The organism is Maribacter sp. LLG6340-A2 (assembly GCF_045057105.1).
In the GTDB taxonomy this organism is placed as follows: domain Bacteria; phylum Bacteroidota; class Bacteroidia; order Flavobacteriales; family Flavobacteriaceae; genus Maribacter.
The window spans coordinates 2,616,375-2,640,950 of the sequence record NZ_CP159332.1 but is presented as its reverse complement, the minus strand read 5'-3'; the positions used below and the strand labels follow the sequence as shown (position 1 = coordinate 2,640,950).

The following is a 24,576-nucleotide window of genomic DNA, read 5'->3' as shown; positions in this document are numbered from 1 at the left end:
AAACTATTTAAGGTTTGTATTATTCTAAAGAAATAGGAATACCAAAGTAGAATTCCAATATTTTTAATCTGAAGATGTAATCATATTTTGTTCTAACCACTTCTGCTTCAGCATTATCAACTCTTGATTGTTCTTGACTAAAATCAAAAGAATTCATCAATCCAACATCGAAACGTTCTTTAGAGTATTGATAAGCTAAACGTCTTGCCTCCAATGTTTTTTCTGCTGCCTCGTACGCCTTATAAAAGCTGATTACATTGACATAAGCTTGATTTACATCTGTCTCCAATTCCAATATGGATCTTTCATAATCGATTCTAGCCTGATCAACTGTAATTTTAGCCCTTTTTATATTATTTCTAACACTGAAACCATTAAAAATAGGAATACTCATTTGAGCGCCATAAGATATACCATCATTGATATATAACTGATCTTTAAACGGAATTGCCTCCCCAGTAAATGGGTCATTATTTTGATCAGAATATCTGGTATTATAATTAATAAAAGCTCCAACACTTGGATATCTTGCACCCTTAGCAATCTCTAAGTCTTTTTGAGCTAATTCTATCCCGGACATAGCAAACTTTATATCATTTCTAAAGGTCAATGCCTTATCAAAAATAACCTTTGCTGAATTTCCTAAAATATCAGAAGGCGGTATATCAAACTCTTCTTCTGCAATATCAAAATTCTCATAATCTGTAATACCTAACATTTGTGCCAAACTTATTTTAGATATTAGTATCATACTCTCTGAATTTACAATCTGTTGCTCTTGATCTGCTACCGTAGCCTCAATATTCAACAAATCACCACGGGGCACTACTCCAGAATTTACCAATTCCTTGGTGCGTTCTAAATCTTGTAAGGATACTGCATTCTGTGCCTTAAGAACTTTAAGAGATTCTTTGTTAGACAACACCTGAAGGTACGCATTAGCAACGCTTAACTTTATATCATCTTTAAAATCATCTAATTGATACTGACCTCTAATTACGTTGAGCTTTGCTCTCTCTATTCGGTTATAATTTCTAAGACCATCAAATAATGTAACCGATGAGGTCATATTGCCCGAAGCAGAAAATATTGTTGCAGAAACCAAATTATTTGTTGTGGGATCCAATGCCAAACCTGTATTAGCAGAAGCACTCAAAGATCCATTTAAGTTTGGCAATAGAGCTCCCATGGCATCTGATTGATCAATTCTTGCATTTTCTAAATTTAATTCAGCTTGCGCTACGGTTAAGTTGTTTTCGACAGCATATAAAACACACTCTTCTAGTGTCCACTTCTTCTGTTGGGCCATACCCAGCACTATAGAGCATAATAGTAGTAATCCTGTTATTTTTACTTTCATTTGTTTTCTTTTTTGAACCAAACCTAGGTTTGACTACACGATTCGTTTTTTGATTTGATTGAGTATATACTTATTGGTTGCCACCATTATCATCGCTCTTGGCATCTAGTTTGTTCCAAATTTTTATTTTGGCATTTTCATCGATTCCCGATAAAATTTCTACATCGATACCATCACTAACCCCTAATTCCAATTCTTTCTTTTCAAATTGATTTTCCCCGGTTTCAACTTCTACATAAGGCTTGTTGGTTTCCTTATCAAACTGTAGCAATGCCTCTTTGATGGAAAGTACATCTTTCTTTTCCTCTAGGACAATGGCGGCATTAGCACTGTAGCCAGCCCTTACATTGGTACTATCCGTTACCACCAAATCACCTTCTATCTTAAATTGTACGGCTCCTTCTTCCTCAACTCCTTTTGGAGCTATAAACTTTAGTTTGGCCTTGAAAGTTTCGTCTTGTAGAGCTCCCATACTTATTTCCAAAGGCATACCTACTTCTAATTTTCCTACTTCGGCCTCATCCACTTCCCCTTCAAAAATCATTTTGGACATATCTGCAATAGTAGCAATAGTGGTACCGTCGTTAAAATTGTTACTTTCAATAACTTGATCACCTACCTCAACCGGAATCTCCAATAAAGTTCCAGTAACCGTTGCCCTAATATTAGTATTGGCACTAGAAGAACCTCCTGCGGAACCTACTCTAATAATCTGATAGTCGGCCTGTGCATTCTCCAGTTCTTGTACAGCTTGATCATATCTTAACTTCAAGGTATTAAAATCTTGACTGGAGATCACACCCTTGTCAAACAAGGTCTTGTTTCTCTCATATTCTACCTTGGTATTCCCTAACGCAATTTTAGCATTGCTAACTCGCCCTTTTGCCTGGTTCAGAGACTGCTCATTGGGCACCACTTTAATAGTTGCTATTAAATCTCCCGCCTTTACCTGCGCACCTTCTTCTAAATACACCTTTTCTATTATACCGGAAATTTGAGGCTTGATCTCAATTTCATCTTCTGGGATAACCTTACCGGTAACCACGACCTTATTTACAATGTCTCTCTTTTCAACTTGCTCTGTTTCATATGTTTTTAGAGGAGTACTATTTTTCTTTAAAAAATAGACCACCGCAGCCAATATTCCTATTACTGCCACTCCTAGTAATCCGTACTTTACATACTTGTTCATGCTCAACTATTTGATTGTTATTTATTTTCTATTTTCTGGTTCGTTATTCTTCCCGTAATGCATCAATCGGTTTAATTCTAATTGCCCTATTAGCCGGTATAAGGCCTATTAAAACACTTAGACCTACCATTAACACAAAGGATACTATAAATTGAGGTATACTGATCATTAGATTATAAAAGGGTACATCACTATTTTCTCCTATCATACTATTGCCAATGGCCAGAAAACCTACAGCAATGGCAAAACCAACAAATCCTGCAAATACGGTAATGACAATAGACTCTAACACTATCTGCCTTTTTACGACACGTGGGGTTGCCCCCAATGCACGGCGAATTCCTATTTCCTTTGTGCGCTCCTTTACGGTGATCAATAAAATATTACTTATTGCAATAACACCGGCCAGTAAGGTTAGTATGCCTACAAAAAAGGATACCCCTTGCAATACTGAGGTAAAGGATGTTACATTATTGAATACCTCGGACAGGTCAAAGCTTCCTATGGCCCTTTCGTCTATAGGGTTAATATCATATTTATTTTTTAGTAATCTTTTTATTTGATTTTCTACCAAAGGCACTTTTACATCGGGCTTAACCGAAATTGCCATCCAACCCATTCTATCCCCAGATCCAAATGCTTTTTGAAAGGTGGAAAAAGGAATATATACCGAATTTTCACCATCAATGTTAATATTTTGGTTGGGCTTGTAAATACCAACGATATTAAAGAATACTCCGTTTATCCTTACATCTTCACCAATGGCATTTTCACCTTTTTCAAAAAGTAGTTTATACGTCTCTTCGCCTATAACACATACCTTTTTAAAATCTGCCATATCATTTTCGTTCAAAAACCTGCCCTCTACAAGTTTTTTCTTCATGATATCGTCAATATTGGGATAATCGCCATAAACCGAGGAACCACTGGTCAACCCATTTCTATAAACCGTGACTATGCCTCTATGACTCCCTAGTTCAATACGCGGGGCCAAAACTTCTATTTCTTTTATCTGCTCTTTTAAAATGGTAGCATCTTCCAATTTAAATTGAATTCTACGACCTCTTTCAAACCCTTTATAGGGTTCAGAAGTACTTTGGCTCCATATAAAAAGACTATTGGATGCCGTACCCGCAAATATTTTTTGAAATCCATTGCTCATACCGTTTGCCCCGCCCAAAAGCAAAACCAGGATAATCATGGCGATAATAACGCCCAGCATGGTTAAAAAAGTGCGAAAAAGATTCTTGCCCAAAGTGGCAAAAATTTCCGACCATAAATCTTTATCTAGAATCCACATATTATTTATCGCTTAACGCTACAATTGGTTTAACCTTTGCTGCTTTCATAGCCGGTATTAGACCTGCCAATACCCCCGCTACCACTAATATTATTGTTGCCGTTACTACAATGGACATGCTCACCGACGGATTTGCAAATGCACCAGACTGTATACTGGGGCCTACTGCCGTTAATAAAGCCGTAGCAATACCCAAGCCTATAAAACCGGATAGGGCCGTAATAAAAACAGATTCAAACAAAACCAATTTAATAATAGACCAAGGTTCTGCGCCCAGCGCTTTTCTAACGCCAATTTCTTTAGTACGTTCTTTAATAATAAATACCATGATATTGCCAATACCTACAATACCCGACAACAATATTAATAAGCCCACAATGATTACGGCAATATCCAAACCACCGGTAAAGTTGCTGATATCTTCAAAAACTTGTGCATAATTAAAAATACGTAGTCCGGCTTGATCTTGTGGAGCTATTTTAAACCTACGTTTAAAAACACTTTCCAAACGTTCTGAAAATTCCAAGGCTTTGGTAAGGTCGTAAGTGGGGTTATAGGTCAAGGATATCTGATCAATATGATCCGTTTGCCCGTACATTTTTTGAAAGGTGCTGGTAGGGGCATAGATTCCACGCTCCGCATTATCATCCCCATCATCTGTAAATGTGCCAATGACCCTAAACGGTAAGCCGTTGAACTCCACAAATTTACCTATGGCATCTTCCCCTTTAAAAAGGTCTTCCTCTACTTTTCTTCCAATAACCGCCACTTTAGAGGCATTGAGCAAATCATTGGTGTTGATATATCTACCTTTATTAACAATTGTTTTCTCTATGGCCTGATGATCCGGATAAACCGCCTGTATATTGTAAGAACCGGTCTCACTCTTATAACGCGCTGAAGTATTTTGGTATACCCTTGGGCTAATGTATTCAATATCGTTTGGAAAGCTGCGCTTTATATAATTAATATCATCATTGGTCAACTGTACTCTTCTGCCGGCCTCAAAGCCCCCATAGGCCATGGAGGTAGTTCCTGTACGTATAAAAATTGAATTGGTTGCATCATCACTGAACTGCATAGTAAAACCGTTCTGCATTCCATTTACGCTAGCTAGCAACATTACAAGAATAAAAATACCCCACCCCACGGAAAAACCCGTTAAAAATGTACGCAACTTATTATTGCTAATGCTGTGATAAATTTCCTGCCAAATATCGCGATCAAACATATTGTTCTGCCCTTACCTGTTCAATTTTCTTATCTTCAATGATCACCCCATCTTTTAAATGCACAATACGCTTACACATATCTGCAATATCCGGTTCATGCGTAACTATTAGAATAGTATTTCCTTGATCGTTAATTTTCTGTATCAAGTCCATAACCTCATAAGATGTTTTACTATCCAATGCCCCGGTAGGCTCATCGGCAAGTAGTACCTTAGGTTCGGCGGCCAATGCCCTAGCTATGGCCACACGTTGTTTTTGACCACCAGAAAGCTCACTGGGTAAATGGGATGCCCATTCCTTAAGCCCCACTTGTTCCAAATATTTTAATGCTTTTTCCTGACGCTCCTTTCTGGGTACTTTTTGATAGTACAAGGGCAATGCAACATTCTCTGCGGCGCTTTTGTAATTAATTAAGTTAAAGGACTGAAAAACGAAGCCCAAGAATTTGTTCCTATACCTTGCGGCCTTGGTCTCGTTAAGATCTTTAATAGGGACATTGTCCAATACATACTCCCCAGTATCCGAGCTATCTAACATCCCAAGGATATTCAACAGTGTTGATTTCCCGGAACCGGATGAACCCATAATTGCTACCAATTCACCTTCCTCAACATTAAAATTTATTCCCTTTAAAACGTGAAGTGAGTTTTTGCCCATTTTATAGGACTTATGAAGATCTTTAATTTGAATCATGTTGGTTATGGTTTTGAACAATCCTAAGCATTGTCTTTTCATTAGACTGTATGGGGATAAGATTGTTACATCAATTCTTATATTTTTTTATATTTTTTAATTTTGGGCAAATTCATCTGGTTTTACTTCGTTCCAAACCTTGATTTTATCGCCCTCATTGATTCCTGAATTTATTTGAACATAAATACCATCACTAATACCCAGCTCAACATCCTTACGCTCAAACTTTTGTTCACCGGTAGCTATTTCTACAAATGGTTTTTTAGTTTGATCATCAAATTGAACCAAAGCTTCCTTTACCGCCAAAACACTATCTGCACGAGCAAGTATAATTGAGGCATTGGCACTAAGACCGGCCCTTATGAACACACTATCCTGTTTTTTAAGTGTGCCTTTAATCTCAAACTGTATTGCACCGTTCTCTTCATTACCCTTTGGGGCTATATAATCCAATACTGCATCAAAAACCTTATCCTCTATGGCTCCGACCGTAATTTCCAGGGGTAGATTTTCCTTTATTTTACCTACTTCAGATTCATCTACCTTGCCTTCAAAAATCATTTTGTCCACATCTGCAATTGCAGCAATAGTGGTACCCTCGTTGAAATTATTGCTTTCTATGACCTGGTTACCAACTTCTACCGGTACTTCCAGGACCATTCCACTAACCGTAGCCCTTATTTGCGTATTTGCAGCGTTACCATAACCAGCCGTTGTTCCGGTCTTAATAATATCAAAGCGTTTGTTGGCGGCAGCAAAAGATTGTTTTGCTTGATTATAAGTAACCTCTGCACGTTCCAAGTCCACTTTGGAAATAACTCCCTTTTCAAACAAACCTTTTTGCCTATTTAAATTTCTTGTTTGATCGTCCAAGCTAATTTTTGCTTCATCTATATTGTTTCTGGCGTCGTTCAATGCACTTAGGTTAGGCACCACTTTTATGGTACATAGCAAATCCCCAGATTGTACATAATCGCCCCCTTCTACAAATATTTCATCTATTACTCCAGAAATATTGGGTTTGATCAACACCTCTTCCAAGGGCAAAATACTACCAGTGGCCATCGTTTTTCTAATAATGGTCTGCTTGGATGGTTCTTCTGTTTGATAAACAACAGGATCTTCAGCGTTTTTTTGATATAAATAATACATAGACCCACCAAAGGCCAAAACGATGCATAAAAGAATGATGATAGTAACTGATTTTTTCATTTTTTGATTGGTTATATTTTTTTAAATATTTTTTATTCTGTTCTTAAGGCTTCAATTGGCCTGATTTTAATAGCACTTTGGGCAGGAATAAAACCTGCAAGCAACCCTGAAAATACCAAGATGACCAAGGCACTCAATACCACGCCCAAACTTACACTTGGGTTAATGAACATATCTACCGGTCCTACCGAATCCAATACCGCGTTTACCCCATATATAAATAAAGCGCCAAAGACAATACCGATCATACCGGAAATTATGGTCAAGAAAATAGACTCCATAAGTATTTGTTTTTTTATGGACCAAGGTGCTTCTCCCAAGGCGCGGCGTATACCTATTTCCTTGGTACGCTCCTTTATTACGATCAACATAATATTACTTACCCCTATTATTCCGGACAATAAAACAAGTACTCCAACAAAATAAGCCACCCAGCGCAATGCCCCAAAGAGACTCTCGACCCTATTAAATTGTTCGTAAAGGTCAAAGTAGCCCACAGCCCGTTTATCATCTGGATGAACACGCCGCTTTTCTTTAACCACACTTACAATTTTTTCCTTTAAATCACTAATTGAGCTGCCATCTTCAGCAGTTATGGCCATCCATCCCACATTATTCCCCATATTAAATGCTTGGGAAAAGGCTGTAAAAGGAACAAATATTTCCTTTTGCCCTTCTTCCCCACCTTCCGTTTTCTTTTTATAGGTACCTACGACCATAAAGTTTACCCCTTGAATTTTAATATAGGTTCCCAAGACCTGCTCACCCTTATCGTAAAGCTCATTTTGTACCCCATCCCCTATTACGGCAATTTTTCTTTTATCCTCTATATCATTCTGATTTAAAAATCTACCCGAGGTAATGGTCATGGGTTCTTGGCGAATAATTTCAGGATAATCGCCATAAATATTAAACGCCCCCACATTAAGCCCCCTTACCACATTGTTGCCACCGCCAAATCCTCCTAATTGATTGCGAGGGGAAATAAAGCGCAGGTTAGGAACATTATCCCGTATGGCCTGTACATCTTCTATCTTAAATCTAAACTGTCTACCTTTAGGCAAACCTTTGTAGGGCATTGTTGTACTTCGTGACCACATGAACATGGTATTGGTGGCTATATCCCCAAAATCTGCACGTATACCATTCTCTAGCCCCTTACCAGCGGCCAATAGAATAATCAGTATAAAGACACCCCAACCTACACCAAAAGAAGTAGCTAATGTCCTAAAGACATTCCCGGACAAAACTTCCATTATTTCTTTCCAACGGTCACGGTTGAACATTTTTGAATTATTTAAATTTTAGGTTTAAATACACTATGGTATCCAATATCATTTTGTTACTCATCACGCAAGGCTTCAATTACATGAATCTTGGCCGCCCTCCATGCAGGGAAAAAACCTGCGATAGCACCCGCCACCACCAGCACTATTACAGTAGTCATGGCCACTTTGAAATCTACGGAGGGATTAAGTATATAATCTATCTCTAAATGGGGACCCACTAATTCCAATAGCCCCATACTCAGAATAAGACCGGAAAAACCAGCTATTGCCGTTATAAAAATAGCTTCATGTAAAATCATACCAACTATGGACCAAGGTTTGGCCCCTAAGGCCTTCCTAATTCCAATTTCCCTAGTTCTTTCCTTTACCACGATTAGCATTATATTACTGACCCCTACAATTCCAGCTATTATGGTACAAACACCAACAAACCAAAAGAAAAACTTTATTCCGCCCATTAAGGAATAGAAACGTTTGGCCTCTTCCATAGGATTATAGACCTGTATGGCACTGGTATCATCAGGTGCCACGGTATGTGCTTGTTGCAAGTACGACTTTATTGCATTTTTAAACTGAATAGATTGTGCAACCGCAGTTTCAAAATCCTTTGCCGGTGGCAATGTATAGGCTAAATTGTTGATGAAGTCCGCACCATTAAAAACTTGTTGCGCGGTACTGATGGGGATATATATGCGGTCCTCTTCCCTTTCTCCGCCAACATCGCCATACACCCCAACAATTTTGAATGAAATACCGGAGATATCCAAAATTTCGCCAATTGGGCTTTTATCTCCTTTAAAAACCTCCCGTTTAATTTTATTGCTAATTATGGCCACTTTTGATTTTAAGTCCACATCTTGCTGGTTAAGGAACCTTCCTTGCGACATAAATTCATTTTCTATAAACTGGAATTGGCCACTTACACCTTGTACATTATACGCCAAAGATTCCTTGCCATAATTGACAAAAGAATTTCTTACGAATAAACGAGGGGATTTGTTCTCAATTTTATCGGCCAATAATACAGCGGCAAAATCATAATTTTCATTGCGCAGTTGTATTCTTCTACCAGGATTCATTCCTTTATACTGCTTTGTAGTAACTCCTGGCCATACCCAAACACTGGTAGCCGCGTCTTGTTCAAACTCCTTGGCAATACCGTTTTGCATACCTTGTCCAAACCCCAATAAAATAACTAAAATAAATATTCCAGAAGCTACGGAAAGACCCGTTAGGAAAGTGCGCAGTTTATTTTTGCGTATGGTATCAAAAATTTCTTGCCAACGTTCTAGATCGAACATATGATTGATTAGTTTTGATTGATTGATGAATACAATATGGCTATTGTACATCTATAAGACTAACCAATATAAATTTTGTTACACCTAAAATGTAAAAAATTTGTGCATACTAAGTTGTACGCATTTTTCTATAGATAAAATAAAACAGACCAGCTACCAATACATAGGGCACGGCCATTAAATAAACTATACCATTATTAATACCTTCCGCTGCCTTACCGGTAGATTCACTTTCTAAAACCGCCCTACACATTGCACATTGTGCCTCCACATCTATAGTGAAAGCCAAAAAAGCCATAATCAAGAGCAATAAAGTTTTTTTAGTACGCATAATATGGAGATATCATTAAATAAACCACTACCCCGGTTACGGCTACATATAACCAAACAGGAAAAGTATATTTGGCCAACGACCTATGTGCTTCATATTTCTTCAAATAAGCCTTTGCATATGTTCGTAAAACCAATGGAATTAACGCTATGGACAGGATAATATGGGTGATAAGAATAAAATAATATATGTATGCTATGTAACCATCACCACCAAAAGGGGTAGAATCTGAAGTCATGTGGTACGCAATATACATCACTAAAAAAAGCAATGACAAAACGATATTCGTAGTCATTAAATTTTGATGTAATTTTTGATTACCGTTTTTAATTGCCCAAACCGCAACTAGCAACAATATAGCCGTTAAACCATTAATACCCGCATATATGGGCGGCAAAAAAGACAATGGAGCCACATTGGGTATTTTAATTCCAAAAAGTAAAGCCACAACAATAGGTATAACAATGGAGACCACTGTAATCATCCTATTAAAGTTCTTTTCATCGGTAACCTTCCCTTGCATAACTTTCTACTTATTCCTGTAATAATTTTTTAATATCGGTCCTTAGAATACTTATTTCCTCCGTTTCACCGTGATCGTTGGTTTTATCCTGCTCTAGTATTGCTCCCCTATAATAAACTATAGGATTACCAAATTTATCCATCCTGGAACGAAGATATCCTTCTTTATCCACTAACGCAAACAAACCAGAATGTTCAAATCCGCCTGGCACTTCCGGCATTTCTGCTGCAAATATATTGAAGCCCGCATTAGCCAATTCATAAATACCATCCTTATCTCCGGTCAACAAATTCCAGACCGAAGTATCTATTTCATATTTTTGGGCATATTGTCTTAAAACCGATGGGGTATCAAACTCTGGGGTAATACTAAAAGATGCAATACCAAAATTTTTAGAATCTTTAAAAGTATTCTGCAAACTAACCAAGTTTGTTGTCATAACCGGACAAATACTTGGACATCTAGTAAAAAAGAAATCTACCACATATACCTTACCAAGGTAATCCTTATCCGTAACCACAACACTATCCTGATTAATAAACGAGAAAGAAGGCACTTTCCTTTTTTGCCCATTCAATAAGATATAACCCAATTCATCGTCAGATTCAGGTACAGCTCCGTTTAGCCTATCATTCTGAACAACTGTACCAGAAGACATTCTATCTACAATTTTAGGTATAACGATTATTCCAAAAATTAGAACAATCAAAGAAACCCAAACATATGTATACTTTTTATTCATTACTTGGTTCTTTCCGCGTTATTCTTTTTTAGGGCCAGTCTATATTCTGCCAGAACTATTTTAATATCATCTACCATTTTATTGTTCAGGTCAGATACCAAGCTGGAGTTGAACCCATACTTAGTTCCTTCATCCTCATCATCCGTACGACCGCGTAACGCCAAATCCTTATCGATTACGAATACATATGGCGTACCTAATTCAGCATCTAAAGATATATCTGTTTGTAGGCTTTCAAAAACAACCTTAACTATTTCAGGACTACTAAACACAAAATGCCATTTTTCTACATCTGCAAGCGTAGCAAGCTCATTTTTGAGTTCCTCTGTACTTTCTTCCGTTCCATACGGTAAAAGCATTACAAATTGAAAATCCTTGAACTCATGAAAGCGTTTGTAGATTTTTTGGTTTAGGTTAAAGGCATTACCTTTTCTATTTTCGACATTTCCGCCTAAAAAACCCAAAACAGTAATACGGTCTTCAAATTTAATATCACTACCCTCTACATTTAGTTCCTTAATATTTTCCGTAAGTATGGGTAGTCTACCAAAGTTATTTACACCGCTGGCAAAAAAAAGATATGCCACAATGGGTAGCACAAACAACACAATAAGAATAAATGTCTTTTTCATATTTTAGTCAAGAGAGTTTAGCAAACATTAAAGTGTCTTACTGCCACGCCAGCTTAAAAAAGAAACTATACAAAAATAAAAAAGACGGTATTAAGACCGTCTTTTAATACTGTTAATTATACCTTAGAAATTCCAGCTTACAAACCCATCCTTATAGACATTGTAAATATAATCCGCCTCAACGAGCAATATAAAAACAAGATAAATAATCAAGAATATTGGTGTCCAAACAATTGCTCTTCTAAGTGATGCCTTTTCATCTCTAAGGTGCATAAAATCCCAAGCAATATAATAGGCCTTTACCAATGTAAGGATAATAAATACCCAGTTGATCAACTTCATCCCTAGAAAATAGGTATCCGTCAAGGATTCTGGCTTAATTATACCCAATACAACCTCTACTGCCGTAATTAGCGTAAGAAAAGCTAAAACTCCCCAAATCTTTTGTGTGTTGGACTTGAACTTTACTAGTCCCCTAAAAATTTCTAACTTATGTCCGTGTGCCATTTTAATATAATCTTTTTAATATAACTATAGAAGAACTGATGTGTTGCCTTAAATTAAACCAAGTAGAAAAAGGTAAATACGAATACCCATACCAAATCCACAAAGTGCCAGTAAAGCCCAATTTTTTCAACCATTTCATAATGGCCCCTTCTTTCATAAGTACCCAAAATAACATTGAAGAAAATAATGATATTGATTACCACACCAGAAAATACGTGAAATCCGTGAAAGCCTGTTATAAAGAAAAAGAAATCTGCAAACAGTCTACTGCCGTATTCATTTCTAATTAAATTGGCTCCTTCTACAACCATGGTTGCATCTGCCAATTTTGCCAATGATGCCTGCCTATCCAAAAGGGTTTTTTCTCCTTCTTCGTTGATCAACTCCGTTCTTATTAAAATATTAGGATCTGCCTTAAAACCTTCAATTACCTCATTTAAGGAATAGCTTGGAAGTTCACCTTCATCAAAGAACCAAATACCATTTTTTCTTTCATGAGCCACTCTTTCACCAGGAATGGTTACCGCAAAATCACTAAGAGATGCGCGCTCACCGCTATCAGCCTTAACAAATTGTAATATTCTACCTCCTTTGGTCTCCAAAGCTCCATGGTCACCTTTTATAAAAGTTCCCCATTCCCATGCTTGAGAACCAACAAATATAGCACCCCCAATAATAGTGGCGAACATATACCAGATTACGGCATTCTTTTTCATTTTATGACCAGCATCTACCGCCAACACCATGGTTACCGAAGACATAATCAATATAAAGGTCATAAAGGCAACATAAATCATTGGATAGTTACCATGGAAGAACGGAACGTGGGTAAACACTTCGTCCGCAATGGGCCAAGTCTCAATAAATTTAAATCTTGAAAAACCATAGGCCGCTAAAAAGCCTGAAAATGTTAATGCATCCGATACTAGGAAAAACCACATCATTAATTTACCGTAGCTTGCTCCCAATGGATGGTTACCACCACCCCAAACGTTTGTTTCCTCTGCCGTTGTCACCGTAGAATTCATATACTAATTATCGTTTTAATAAAACTTTAGCAAATTTACATTTTTTTGAACTATATAAAAGAGCAATTTGCCCAAAACTTAAACTGAACCACTTTTTATTTTACAAAGGTCATAAATAGGACTAGGTACAACCAAAGAAAATCCAAGAAATGCCAAAATGTAGCCCCTAATGACAAGCCTAAATAATTCTGGGCAGTGTACCTACCTTTTCCATGATTGTAAATAACTACCAATAAGGATATAATACCGGCAACTAAATGCAAGATATGCACCATGGCAATTAAAAATATAAATGACATTTTAATACTACTCGTTGGACCTGTAAAATAGTAACCGTTAGCTACTAATTGTGAAAAGCCCTGAAACTGTAATGAAATAAATACTACACCTAAACCTAATGTAATCCATAACCAAAGTTTTGTCTTACCGCCCTTTCCTTCCTTTACCGATTTTTTAGCTAAAAAATAGGTGATACTACTTAGAATTATTACGATAGTGCTATAAAAAAACGCTTGTGGAAGGTCCACGTTACTTGCCCAGTCATCTCGAGACCTACTTACAATATAGGCACTTGTCCAACCCGCAAAACTCATAATCATACTTACGATTCCAAACCAAAGCATCATCTTTTTTGCCCTTGCATTTTTTTCCTCCGGTGTACCTTGTGTTAAATCCATATTAAGCTAAAAATTTATCGATTACATATACAATTTGCATTAACGTTATGTAGCTAACGCTTGCCAACATTAATTTTCTTGCCGAAGCATTATCCCTTTGCCTATACAATTTAAAGGCAAACCCTAGCATGATAGCCCCCATAATAAACACAATTACCGCTGCTATGATAGATAGGTGTAACCTTCCTGTTATTCCAAATACCGGTATTACGGAAATGACCATCATCCATATGGTATACATAATAATCTGTAATACCGTGGCCGCATCTTTTTTTCCCGTTGGCAACATTTTAAATCCGCCACTTCTATAATCTTCATCCAACATCCATCCTAATGCCCAAAAATGGGGAAACTGCCAAAAAAATTGTATCATGAACAATGTTCCAGGCTCAATCCCAAAATCATTGGTTGCTGCCACCCACCCCAACATAAAAGGTATTGCCCCAGGTATGGCACCAACAAATACAGCAAGAGGGGTAATGGTTTTCAAGGGAGTATACACACTAGTATATAGAAAGATGGAAATTGCCCCGAACATGGCGGTTTTAGGATTCAGTTGATAAAGTGCTACAACCCCTAATAAGGTTAAGATAATTGCTATGGTCAGTGCAGTATTTACGGACATTCTTCCTGACGGTACCGGCCTATTTTTAGTGCGCTTCATCAAAACATCCAAATCTTTTTCAATGACTTGATTGTACGCATTACTTGCCCCTACCATACAATAGCCGCCAAAGGCCAATAATAGTAATTGGACCCATTGTACTTCATATGCTCCTAAAAGATACCCTGCAATAGAAGAGAAAACGACACTAATTGCCAACCTAGCCTTGGTAATCTCCTTAAAATCGGCAAACAGTAATGTAAGTACATTATTTTTCGCCGAACCCACAGCCGTTTTCATAATTTAATTAATAGGTCTGCAAAGATAACCCGCTAGAGATATTTCTGCAACCATAACCCATTTTTTAATACGCTAACACTAAAAAGCATGTAGTCAGATTATAGTTAAGACATAACCTTACAATGAAAATCTTTTATGAAAACAAAAAGACAGTACTAATTATTAAAGGCAAAAAAAATCCCGTGTCATAAACACGGGATTTTTATATAATTTCAAAATAGTAACTACTACTATTGTAATTTAAAGTTAATTGGAATACTAAATGGTACACGTACCGCTCTTCCCCTTTGCTTACCAGGTGTCATCTTAGGAAGTTTATTAATAATTCTTGCCGCTTCCTTTTCCAAATTTTTGTCAGGACCACGCATTCTAACATTACCAATGCTACCATCTTTCTGGATAACGAACATTACACTTACCCTACCTTGAACACCCATTTCTTGAGCAATTTCTGGATAACGGAAATTTTTACCAATATGCTTTTGAATCATTCTATTGAAACAAGCCCTTTTATCGCTATCGTTTTCACAACCAGGGAATACAGGTACATCTTCAATAACCGCGAAAGGTACATCTACATCCTCTTCAATTTCTTCTACGACAACGTCCTCAACCTCAACGATTTCTTCTTCTTGACTAGTTTCTGTAGACTCAATTACAGTTTCCTCTACCTCTTCCTCATCCTCAACTACCTCAATAATCTCAGGTGCAGCTGGTGGCGGTGGCGGTGGTGGTGTTTTAATTTGTTCTGTCATTGGAACCTCTTCATCCAATAAGTCATCTACGTTCATAGAAATATCATAATCATTAACCTCATCATAGGTTTTCCACTCAAACGCTACGTAAGTAAATAGCATTACCGCGAACAATCCAATAACAAAGTAAAGGCTGCTGTTCTTCGTTAAATCCGCTTTAGGATTCTTTTTAGGTTCCATATATTTTCAATTTAGTGATTGCTAATTTAACTAATTAATCCATAAAAATGCAACTAAAATTTTCATTTTAACGATGGCTTAGAAAAAAACCGTGTTCGTATGAAGAACATTCCTACGATAGCACCGCAAGAATTTGCCAATGCATCCAAAATATCTCCATGTCTATCTGTAGTTGCAACATACTGTAATACCTCAATAATTATGCCATATGCTACAGCAAATATCATAATACCTATTACCCATTTAAAGGAAGACAATTTAACACCGCCATTTGTTTTGGCCAAATAGGCAAGGACCACCATAACCAGGTAAAAAGTAAAATGCACCACTTTGTCCATATGCGGTATATTGAACCCAGAGGTATCTACATCTGAAAAAGAAAATAAGCTGAAAAATGTTACGAACATCATCCAGCTTATAAATAATAGTTTATAAATAAGGTTTTTACCCGCCAATAATTTCTTTGTAGGCATCTGCACTTAATAAATCATTAATCTCATCCTCATTGGTGAACTTGATTTTCACCATCCAACCTGCACCATAGGGATCAGAATTTACTTGTTCAGGCTCATCTTCCAAAGCCTCATTAAATTCCACAATTTCACCAGATAATGGCGAAAAAAGATCAGAAACCGTTTTAACGGCCTCTACAGTGCCAAAAATGGCTTCGCGATCCAAGGTCTCATCTAATGTATCTACTTCTACATATACAATATCCCCAAGCTCCCCTTGTGCAAAATCGGTAATGCCAACAGTTGCAATATCACCGTCTATTTTTACCCACTCATGGTCTTTAGTATACTTTAATTCAGCTGGTATGTTCATTATTTGATATTATTTTTTACTCCGGCAAATGTAAAGTTTTATGCTAAGGTTATCAAAAAAATAAATTAATGAATTACCCCTTTAAAAACTTAACTATAGCACCATTTATATTTACCCACGTAATTTCTTAATTACCAAAATTGTACCTTATAGTAAACCCTGTATTTATGGTAGTTTGTGGAAAAGCTGTGGAAACCGCGAACTGGGAGAATGAATGATCATAAAAAAACAAGGCATTCAACTGTTTACTTAATGCATAATCTGCGGTAAACTTTAAGGACATTAAATTTTGCCCTGATGTAATTTGATTATTATCTATATCCAAATTTCTAATAATAGTAAGATTATCTCTTAGAGTTACATCTGCTTTTAAATTTAAATCGCCCTTTAACCTTGTTTTGTTGCCCCCAATATTGGTTACAAATTTAACATCCTTAAAGCGGTAGCCCAAGCCAACGGTGTATTCTTTACCATTGATCTCTGTCATTAAATTATTATCAAAACTTAATGACATGGCCCTATCTGTCCTTACCTCTGCCAATACACTGATAGAATTTTTCATTTCAAAATCTACGCGCGCCAAAGGGTTAAATTGATCGGTAAGCACTACATTGTTCAAAATTAAATCTGGTAGTATATTCCCGGTCTCATCGGTCAGGGTAATACTTGGGTCATCTCTCCTATCGCTCCGTAGTTGCTCTTTTTCAAGATTGGTCTGAAAAGAATTAATACTATAGGCCGATCGGTAACCGTGACTCAATGAAAAACGCTTGAACTTCTTTTTAAACCATTTATTCTTCATTAATCCTGTGTACTTTATACTCCAATTAGGAATTGGAATATCCCTAAACGTATCTAAGTTTACACGTCCAGCATCTTGACCCGTATAGGCCGCAAAAAATGCAGGTAACAATACATTCTGCTGTGTTTTACCATATCCTTCGGGAAATTCACCATTTGCATTTAATGGAATATTATTTTCCAAAGCCAGTCTGTTGGCTATGGTAAGTCTATTTTCCTTAAACTGCTCAAAATTGGCAGAATCAAACTCATCACTTTTACCAAAAGCAGTACCGATCATCATAGTAGAAATACTGAAACTACCATAAGTATTGCCCAACTGAACATTATACTCCTGGTCCACCACATTAAAATTCTCTTGATAACTATTGGAATACTGCCTGTCTGCCACTAGGTCTATAGTTATATCCCTGGTAGGTTGGGCCGTTGCCGTTATGTTCAACTGTTTGTTCGTACGTTGTACAAACTGTTCATTAAACTCAGGGAACGATGTAAGCCAACCATTTCTTGCCGCTTCAAACCGTACATCTGACTGACTACCAAAAATAAAGCCAACACTTGGTCTAGCCGTACCTATAAATCCTACGGATTGGGTATACCCTGGGAGCACCGTACCATTATTTTCGCTATAATTAAGATTTAACCTTTTTACCATAGTAACGACATCTACTACCGTATTGAAAAAATCACTGGTCTTGCCCTTGATTTTCTCCTGATCCTCTGCAGGCACACCAGCTTTGTCTCTTCTAATTGGCCCTGCTGCAGCTGCTTTAGGTGCTGAACGCTTTTTAAGCCCGATCATATCATAAAACTTCTGCAATGTAAACGAAGAAGTTATGGTATGTGTGTTTGCATTTTGTACCGTATTGATATCTGACCCTACAACCTGCCTTATGGCATCTCCTCCACGTTGCCAATCAAAATTACTGGTATATGTGTATTGAGTGTTCATAAAATCCAAAGCCGGAATTTTGGCAAACGGGACTTCATAATTTAATTGCATTTGTTGTGAATGCCTATTTGGTTCTCCTATATCAAAGAAACCGTCCCACAAGCCCAAAGTATTATCGATTCTATTGAACGAATCTTCCGGCTCATCCTCATTAAAATAGTTTCTAACGATATTATTATTAGACCCGGTTAAATTTAATCGTAAGGATTTGGTCAAATTATAATTGATAGCATATTGCCAATTAAACAAATAATTACGTTGTTGAAGCTCTGGAAGCTCCAATCTATCTACACCCTCTTCCCTTACATCCCTAAATCGTTGTGCGTTGAACTGTCTGTTGATATTTGAATTAACCCCAATGGTAGATGGCAATAAATTAAGGTTCAGATCTTTTAACCATTGTAGGTACTTACCTGTAAACAATGAATCTTTTTTGGCAAAAGGGGCAACCTCTACCGGTTCAAAACTATGGTTATAAACAAAACCGGTATTGACGCTCTGGTCACGCAACTGTGCAATCTCAAAATCGCGATGATCGGTTTCATTATAACTGTAATTAAATGTAAAATTCTCTATATCGTAAAAATTGGCATCGGCTTCTTCACCACGATCTTTACGTAGGCCTATGACATTGATACTTGTTCTTTTGGTATAATCCTCTGCCTGCTCCCTAATTTCATCTGCAGTTTCTTGATCGGGCGCCGCATCTATTAAATCATTGAGCTTTAAATCGTCATAAACAGGGTCAAATTCTGGCGTAATCACTTGCTCCGATATGCCATAATTAAAAGGAATTTGAATACCCCATTGCTTTGGAAGCAGTTGACCAACATTAACATTGGTTACCACATCATAAGATATGGCATCTTCCCTAGCCCGTTCATTGGGCATTTGATCTATACTACCAAAACCAGATGTACTGGTGCTCCCCGTAGCACTAACATTCGCAAAATCTGCAATATTGGCATCTACGGAAGCTACAGCGGCCCATCCGCCATTATTGTCCAAACCTGCAAGGCGTAGTTCATTGAACCAAACCTCACCTCTGGCCGGCAAATTATCCTGATTCTTGACACCCACCATAATACTGCGGATACTACCAAGAGACGGGTTACCCTTAATTCCTATACGCACCCTGCCCGGCGTACGTACATCAAATTCATCAACGGGAACCACTTCACCGTTATCAATTTCAAAAAATCGCATTTCATTTAATTCGCCCCCTGTAATCCATAGCGATTTTACCTTGTTCAAATCACTAAGGGCTATGGTCAACTCATTAATTTCTGGCCATATTTCCGTATCGGCAACCGCACCAAAAGGTGTAAACTGCAACGGAAGCTCCATTTGATAATAATTCTGGGAGAAATCCGTACCCATTCTTAAGAAACCAACCAAAGGTGTAGACGTATCTGCATAATCACTATCCACAATTTTTTCAGCATGCATGAACATTTTTAATTTTTCATACTGACGGATATCTATATTAAGGTTCTTAAAAACACCCCGGGCATCCTGTGCCTCTAAATTTTCAACCAATAAAGAAAGTGACTGTTCATTTTGACGGATGATCGTATTGTTATTATTCAATTGCTCCCTAACAACACCTGGGGGCAATACATAAGGAATGGGACTTCTATTACTATTTTCCTCAATATTAACCGTATTAACATCTAATGAAGTACCATCATCTGCCGGATTGTTATCTATATCAGGGTCTTGTAATGTTTTGGTATATGTTCTCCAATCTCCCCTTACCAAATCTAGCGTTGCAAACCTTAAAACAGTAGGTGAACTGAACCCGGTCATATACATTCTCATGAAACTAATGGACCTAAAATCCGTAATTCCGCCCACAGCATCTGTAAAATCACTTAACGGAATCTTATATTGGATCCAACGGTAATTAACCTCGTCTCCATTAGGTATTCTATTACCAGAAGCTAACCCCTCTCTAATATCCGTAACATATTTATCGTTAATAGTAGTATTGGGCCTAATAGGAATACGGTATTCATAATAACTATTAACCGTATTCATGGTAAGGTCACGATCTATATCCTCAACATCTGGCAAGGTGGTAGAACCCCTATTGGTATTGGTTACCTCTACAGGAGAGTTACCTTCTGGGCTGTTAAAATCTACATAGCGCTCTAAAATACTACCTTCTCTATTTAGGTAATAGCGATAGTTATCCAATGCAGGATCATCACCTCCATTGTTGGTAAAAACATCAGCTTCATTAACATCGTTTAATCCGTCATAACCAATATCCTGCAAACTTCTATTTTGTTCATTGGCGTCAAAGGCATAAACCAAGGATTGTGTAGCAGGTACTTCTCCCCAAGTTGTGGGCGCTACAAAATCATTACTGTCCACACCGGGCAGTCCGTTTTCATATTGTTTCTTTCCATCACGTAATATATCCTCAGAGATATTACCAAGGTTAATGACCAATTCACCAGCCCCTGTGGAAATACCATCAACATAAGGATCCATGACCCAAAACTGAACAAATTCCACATTACTCTGCTCAAAATCCGTGCTGCTCAGTGCACGCATCATTCCTCCCCATTTATCGCTTGGCAATTCAGATTCAAAATTTGGATTATTGTTATAAGGTCCTTTTGTAGCCGGATAGTAAACCATATCCAATGTTCCCTGCACCTGCGTTTGCCCTTGGGCTACATCGGTCTGTGGAAAAACCTCATCAATAAACACCCTACGTGTTGGATTAATTGAGATATCATCATCACTGATTCCTGATGGCCTTTGATTGGTATAGAAAATAGGATCAATAGTATACCAAGCAAGCTTGGCCCTGCCATACCCATTTAACAAATTATCAGGATCTTCTGGAGAACTGCCGTAAAGTTGCCCCCCGTTTCCGAATTCCAAAGGTGTACTGGAAATTGACCAACCTAAAGAAGCACGTATATCTATTAATGCCTGTGCGCCTTCAAAATCATCTAAATATGTTGTGGTCTCCCCTTCAAAATTGGCATTTTTTGGAGAATTAGGCTTTAACATGGCCATTTCCGCACGAATAGAAACGTTTGATGGAACATCGGTATCTATATTTGGAAGTTTGTTCACCATACGAGTTAACCACGGTACTTCAGTAGAGAAGTTTCCATTTAATCCAAAAATAGTATTGTTTACAGGCTCTACCCCAAAATTGGACTTTTGCGTTAAAGGTCTTTCGTTCAAGTTCAATAACGTAGCGCCCAAAACAAACTTATCCGTAAATTGATGTTCTACGTTCACTCCTGTAAAACGCCTGGTCTGTTGCCCAAAAACGGCATTGTTTTCTACGGAAATATTGATCGGCACATTAGAAGCCTCTAAACTTGGGTCCAAGATCTGCACCGTTCCCGCCTGATAATTTACCGTGTAATCTATACCTTCTTGCAATTGTCTACCACCTGCGGTAACACGAACAGAACCCCTAGGCACATTAAATGCCCCAATAGGAATACCGTTACTACCTTCAGATTTATATTTACCCTTTAGCAAGAATTTATTTTTCTCTGGATCCTGTAATGCCGCCGCCTTGGTCAATTCATACATATCCTTGAATACGTATTTCTCTTGGTTGGCATTATAAGAAGTTTCGTCCCCATAACTAGCACTGTTTCCGTTTTCCAATTCTTGGAATAAGAATTCACCAAACGGCTCTACTTTGGTAAATATGATACGGCCACCTTGTATATCTATGGTCTGTCCCGGTACAAAATCAAAAAAACCGTCTCCTCCAGGCTGTATGTCATTATAGACATTTAACCTATCCAAATTAAAAACACTTAACAAAATACGTTCTTCGAGACCTTCTGGCCAACCAGACCCAGGACCTTCTTCCACTGGAGTAATATAGTTTCTTGGCGTAGGATCAGAATAAAGAATGTTCAGCTTAAAATCCTCTTCACTTAAACGAAAAGCACCAGTAGCATAAATATTCTTCATCATTAAATCCCAAATAGGATCACTGATATTGGTGATGTTACTTTTTAATAATTTAAGCACCAATGTATTATTCTCAATAATGGGATTAGCACCTTGCGAGATAGTAGTGGCTTCTAGTCCACCATTGGCAAATTCCCCAACTTGATATACTTCGCCTTGGTAGGTGTATTGAAAAGCGACACCTAGAACTTCGTCATTACTTAAACGTTGGTTCAATGAAATATACCCCAATTGTGAGTTGAACTCAAAATCCCTTCCTTGCTCCAACTTTCTGGCATTCTCCAAAATAGCATAATCAAAACCTTGATTAACGGAATAACCAGGAATATCAAAACCACTTTCCACGGTTGCAATTTCCCTAATATTATCATTTAAGGCACCGCCACCACTGCTAATTAAAGCCGGGTCGTAGTCGTTGGCACTGTTTCTTGGTCTAAAGTTTAAACTACTATCAAAAAAACCGGCTCCTCCACCACCGTTTTGTGCTATTCTTGTATTTTCCGGATCTGCCTCACCCAAATCTTGTATAGCCACAACATTACGTACATTTAAGGTCTGTTGGCTTCTATTGGTAACCCACACCTCTATACGTGTAATCTGTACCTGGCTTTGAATGTAAGGGTAAGTTTCAAGGGCGCGGTCATAATTATCCCTAAAATAATGCGCCAAGAAAAAGTGTCTATTCTCATCATAGTCCAGAGCCGTCAATGAAAATTCATTCAAAGTACCACCACCTTGGGCAACTACGGTATTGTTTTGTGAACGTTGCTCTGAAAACACGGCAGTTACCGAAGTTTTGCCGAACTGTAATTTTGTTTTTACACCAAATAGACTTTGCGCTCCTTGTATCAAAGAACTGTTCAAAGGCATATTAACATTACCCACCTCAATAGACTGTATGATATCATCTTCTGTTGGGGTGTAATCCAATTTTACAATATTCTGAAAATCAAAGGTAGCTTCCGTATCATAGTTGGCGTTTACTTGCAACCGCTCACCAATTTTACCCAACATACTAAGACTAATACGTTGGTCAAAATCAAAAGAAAGATTGGTTCTGTTACGTGGTGATAAGGACGGGTTATCATTTTTCTGCCATATTACCCCAAGATCCATAGCCACGGATCCTTGTGGTATAATTTCTATGGTATTACCCCCAAATATGGAAGTAAAAAAATTATTGTTTACATAAAAGTTGGGCAACAAATTTTTACGTGCCTCTTCACTGCCAGCTTTTTTACCGGAATAGGCATCTGATTTTTCCTTGAAATAAGATTTGATCCCTTCTTTTTCAATAAGCTCAAAATATTGCTCAGGAGTTAATATGATTGGATAGCCAATATTAAAATCGCCTACACTTTCATTATAGATATAACGATCAAGTTTTGGATCATAAATATACTTGGATACAATACTATCCGGATTCTCGATTAGGATCTTACCCAGTTCAAATCCTGTTTTTACGGAATCTATCTCCTGCTCTTCCGTTTCTTGACCAGAAGCATAGTTTATGCCTCCCAAAAACGTAAAGAATAGAAAGATATACTTAAAAGAAGTTTTAAGATTTTTAATCGCCCTTATTTTTTAAAAAAATTACAAATTTTTGAGCGCGAGCTTAATTATTTCCTCCACGCTTATAGAAGCATCTTGAGCAAGCACTTTATCGACAACCCTTTCTGCCTGTTTACGTGCGAAGCCTAGAACTTCTAAAGCAGATAACGCTTCATCTTTATTTGTATTGTTTGCATTGAGCGAAACTTCGTCAATATCGTAGACTTTTAATACCTTGTCCCTTAGATCTAAAATTACACGCTGTGCCGTTTTTGCTCCAATCCCTTTTACGGATTGAATTATAGCCACATCGCCATTGGCAATGGCATCCCTAATTTGCAGTGGGGAAAGTGAAGATAACATGGTTCTAGCAATGCTTGATCCAATACCGGATACCGAGATCAACAACCTAAAAATTTCTCGTTCAGATTTTTCAATAAAACCATAAAGTGTATGCGAATCTTCCTTTACTTGAAGGTGGGTAAAAATTGAAATACTTTCATCTTCAGGCAATTTAGAAAAGGTATTTAATGAAATGTTCACAAAATAGCCTACCCCACCACATTCTACAATAACGTGTGTTGGGTTCTTTTCTATTAACCTACCTTTTAAATGATGTATCATAA

General features: G+C 37.5%; 21 protein-coding genes. All 21 read right to left on the bottom strand.

The genetic code is table 11. From position 1 onward, the window contains the following. Positions 1–19: 19 nt before the first annotated feature. The 21 genes from ABVM52_RS11035 to ruvA all read right to left on the bottom strand — a co-directional run bounded on the left by ABVM52_RS11035 (position 20) and on the right by ruvA (position 24,574). The gene (locus ABVM52_RS11035; RefSeq protein WP_405380457.1) at positions 20–1,360 is read right to left on the bottom strand and encodes a TolC family protein; all 1,341 of its coding nucleotides are present in this window, start codon (positions 1,358–1,360) and stop codon (positions 20–22) included. Positions 1,361–1,430: 70 nt separating this feature from the next. Next, entirely contained in the window at positions 1,431–2,552 is a 1,122-nt protein-coding gene (locus tag ABVM52_RS11030) for an efflux RND transporter periplasmic adaptor subunit (protein WP_405380455.1), read from the bottom strand. A gap of 43 nt (positions 2,553–2,595) precedes the next feature. Beyond that, entirely contained in the window at positions 2,596–3,852 is a 1,257-nt protein-coding gene (locus ABVM52_RS11025; RefSeq protein ID WP_405380453.1) for an ABC transporter permease, read from the bottom strand. Between the two features lies 1 nt (position 3,853). Continuing rightward, a complete protein-coding gene (locus ABVM52_RS11020; RefSeq protein WP_405380451.1) occupies positions 3,854–5,029 on the bottom strand; it encodes an ABC transporter permease in 1,176 nt (391 codons plus the stop codon). Between the two features lie 46 nt (positions 5,030–5,075). Further along, positions 5,076–5,777: an ABC transporter ATP-binding protein gene (locus ABVM52_RS11015; RefSeq protein WP_405380449.1), complete on the bottom strand. Its 702-nt coding sequence runs from the start codon at positions 5,775–5,777 to the stop codon at positions 5,076–5,078. Between the two features lie 96 nt (positions 5,778–5,873). Next, entirely contained in the window at positions 5,874–6,989 is a 1,116-nt protein-coding gene (locus ABVM52_RS11010; RefSeq protein ID WP_405380447.1) for an efflux RND transporter periplasmic adaptor subunit, read from the bottom strand. A 32-nt stretch (positions 6,990–7,021) separates the two neighbouring features. Then, positions 7,022–8,275: an ABC transporter permease gene (locus tag ABVM52_RS11005; RefSeq protein ID WP_405380445.1), complete on the bottom strand. Its 1,254-nt coding sequence runs from the start codon at positions 8,273–8,275 to the stop codon at positions 7,022–7,024. Between the two features lie 56 nt (positions 8,276–8,331). Continuing rightward, positions 8,332–9,579: an ABC transporter permease gene (locus ABVM52_RS11000; protein ID WP_405380443.1), complete on the bottom strand. Its 1,248-nt coding sequence runs from the start codon at positions 9,577–9,579 to the stop codon at positions 8,332–8,334. A 109-nt stretch (positions 9,580–9,688) separates the two neighbouring features. After that, positions 9,689–9,910, bottom strand: coding sequence for a hypothetical protein (locus tag ABVM52_RS10995; protein WP_405380441.1), 222 nt, complete (start codon positions 9,908–9,910; stop codon positions 9,689–9,691). Continuing rightward, positions 9,900–10,433: a DUF420 domain-containing protein gene (locus tag ABVM52_RS10990; protein WP_405380439.1), complete on the bottom strand. Its 534-nt coding sequence runs from the start codon at positions 10,431–10,433 to the stop codon at positions 9,900–9,902. Before ABVM52_RS10990 ends, ABVM52_RS10995 begins: the two co-directional genes overlap by 11 nt. A 10-nt stretch (positions 10,434–10,443) precedes the next feature. Continuing rightward, a complete protein-coding gene (locus tag ABVM52_RS10985) occupies positions 10,444–11,175 on the bottom strand; it encodes an SCO family protein (RefSeq protein ID WP_405380437.1) in 732 nt (243 codons plus the stop codon). Continuing rightward, on the bottom strand, positions 11,175–11,807 hold the full coding sequence (locus ABVM52_RS10980; protein ID WP_405380435.1) for a hypothetical protein: 633 nt from the start codon (positions 11,805–11,807) through the stop codon (positions 11,175–11,177). Before ABVM52_RS10980 ends, ABVM52_RS10985 begins: the two co-directional genes overlap by 1 nt. A 123-nt stretch (positions 11,808–11,930) precedes the next feature. Further along, entirely contained in the window at positions 11,931–12,314 is a 384-nt protein-coding gene (locus tag ABVM52_RS10975) for a cytochrome C oxidase subunit IV family protein (protein WP_405380433.1), read from the bottom strand. 53 nt (positions 12,315–12,367) lie between these two features. Beyond that, positions 12,368–13,342 (bottom strand): cytochrome c oxidase subunit 3, encoded by a 975-nt coding sequence (locus tag ABVM52_RS10970; RefSeq protein ID WP_405380431.1) that lies wholly within the window; start codon positions 13,340–13,342, stop codon positions 12,368–12,370. A gap of 95 nt (positions 13,343–13,437) precedes the next feature. Further along, positions 13,438–14,019: a heme-copper oxidase subunit III gene (locus ABVM52_RS10965; protein ID WP_405380429.1), complete on the bottom strand. Its 582-nt coding sequence runs from the start codon at positions 14,017–14,019 to the stop codon at positions 13,438–13,440. A 1-nt stretch (position 14,020) separates the two neighbouring features. Then, on the bottom strand, positions 14,021–14,923 hold the full coding sequence (cyoE, locus tag ABVM52_RS10960; RefSeq protein ID WP_405380427.1) for a heme o synthase: 903 nt from the start codon (positions 14,921–14,923) through the stop codon (positions 14,021–14,023). Between the two features lie 230 nt (positions 14,924–15,153). After that, positions 15,154–15,858: an energy transducer TonB gene (locus ABVM52_RS10955; protein WP_405380425.1), complete on the bottom strand. Its 705-nt coding sequence runs from the start codon at positions 15,856–15,858 to the stop codon at positions 15,154–15,156. Positions 15,859–15,920: 62 nt separating this feature from the next. Beyond that, the gene (locus ABVM52_RS10950) at positions 15,921–16,331 is read right to left on the bottom strand and encodes a VanZ family protein (RefSeq protein WP_405380423.1); all 411 of its coding nucleotides are present in this window, start codon (positions 16,329–16,331) and stop codon (positions 15,921–15,923) included. Next, complete coding sequence (gcvH, locus tag ABVM52_RS10945; protein ID WP_405380421.1) at positions 16,303–16,683, bottom strand: glycine cleavage system protein GcvH; 381 nt, start codon at positions 16,681–16,683, stop codon at positions 16,303–16,305. Before gcvH ends, ABVM52_RS10950 begins: the two co-directional genes overlap by 29 nt. Positions 16,684–16,810: 127 nt before the next feature. Further along, positions 16,811–23,920, bottom strand: coding sequence for a cell surface protein SprA (gene sprA / locus ABVM52_RS10940; RefSeq protein WP_405380419.1), 7,110 nt, complete (start codon positions 23,918–23,920; stop codon positions 16,811–16,813). Between the two features lie 72 nt (positions 23,921–23,992). Next, complete coding sequence (gene ruvA / locus ABVM52_RS10935) at positions 23,993–24,574, bottom strand: Holliday junction branch migration protein RuvA (RefSeq protein ID WP_405380417.1); 582 nt, start codon at positions 24,572–24,574, stop codon at positions 23,993–23,995. Positions 24,575–24,576: the final 2 nt, after the last annotated feature.